The organism is Methylobacterium sp. J-030 (assembly GCF_022829545.1).
In the GTDB taxonomy this organism is placed as follows: Bacteria; Pseudomonadota; Alphaproteobacteria; order Rhizobiales; family Beijerinckiaceae; genus Methylobacterium.
Genome location: NZ_JAKSYM010000061.1, coordinates 1 through 1,197 on the forward strand (window position 1 = coordinate 1; position 1,197 = coordinate 1,197).

Below are 1,197 nucleotides of genomic sequence, written 5' to 3' on the forward strand. Positions count from 1 at the left end.
TCGGCGTGGGAACTACGCTCCGTGTACCGTCTTGCGCCTTTACGGAGGCAGGGAGGTTTCCCTTGATCGACATCCGGATGTCTCAGGACAACGACGGGCGTTGGACGGTCTATGCGCCCGGCCTCGTGGTCACCGATCTCACACGTGAGGGAGCCGAAGCGTTTGCCGCCATCTATCGGCGCGTTACCGGATCCTGATCGAAAAAAGCCCGCCGCGGCGCTGGGCCGGGCGGGCTGGTCCCGCTTCGATAGCTCCGGTCTACTTGCCGCTGGGCGCGGCGTAGCTACCGGTCACCCCATTGCCGCCACCGCTGCCAGCGGGTGCTCCCGACGTCTTGTTCCGGGCGAAACTGGCTCCGGGATATCTCCGCTGGGTCCGCGACATCATCCGACGCCGCATGTGGTGACGCCTCATCCGCACGTTCGTGAGCATGTCGGACGGCGATGAGATCCCGGCGACGGGGGCGGCAGGCACGGCCGCAGCGGGCAGGGATAGAATTGTGGTTCCAATCGCAGCGACCACACTGAGGGTCAAAAAGCGCATCAGGCATCTCCTTGCCGCGACGCGAGGAACGGCATCCGGCCAGAACAACCTGTGGCGACGATCCGGCGGATCAATACGTCCTTCACGGTTACGGTCTGAGGTCGGACCATTTGTCGAACGCCCGTGCTGCAAGCGAATTTCGTCGGCTACCATGCGACGGCTCACGTCGGCTTATTTGAGCAGTCTGCATCATTAGTGTGCACTCGAATATTTTTAACTACGTTCACTCGACGAGAATTTTAAATCGTACCGGCCTTGAACTGTCGTTGGCAAAGTGCAGTTCTCCGAGAATGTTACAGCGTGGTCCCATCTTTGTTGGCGACCTGAAGCCCCTCGGCGCGGCCCGGCCTCTTACGGTCGTTAGGCCCGGCAGCCGCCTGTCGTCTTGGGCCACGATCTCGATTTCTTGCCTCTCTACCCTCACGCTGTTTGCGGTGGGCGGGGCTTGGCTTCTTCCCCACATCGATTGGACATCCACTCGGCAGCCAGCGTCGGTGGCGTCTAGGGATTCGCTACAGCCATCTATCTTCCGTGGCTGGGTAGAGGTCCTACACCTGACGGGGTCTCTGTCGCATGCGGACGATCCAAGTACCTTGTCGATCGCCGACGGACCCCGCACCTTCATGGACCCGCCCCCGGTGGAACGGGGTGATC

The 1,197-nt window shown here is 61.7% G+C and carries 1 protein-coding gene; it reads left to right on the forward strand.

What is annotated here, in order from left to right; all coding sequences use genetic code 11:
• Positions 1–197, forward strand: a 197-nt coding sequence (locus MKK75_RS02775; RefSeq protein ID WP_244041103.1) for a hypothetical protein, incomplete at its 5' end; no start/stop codon positions are given.
• Positions 198–1,197 lie beyond the last annotated feature (1,000 nt).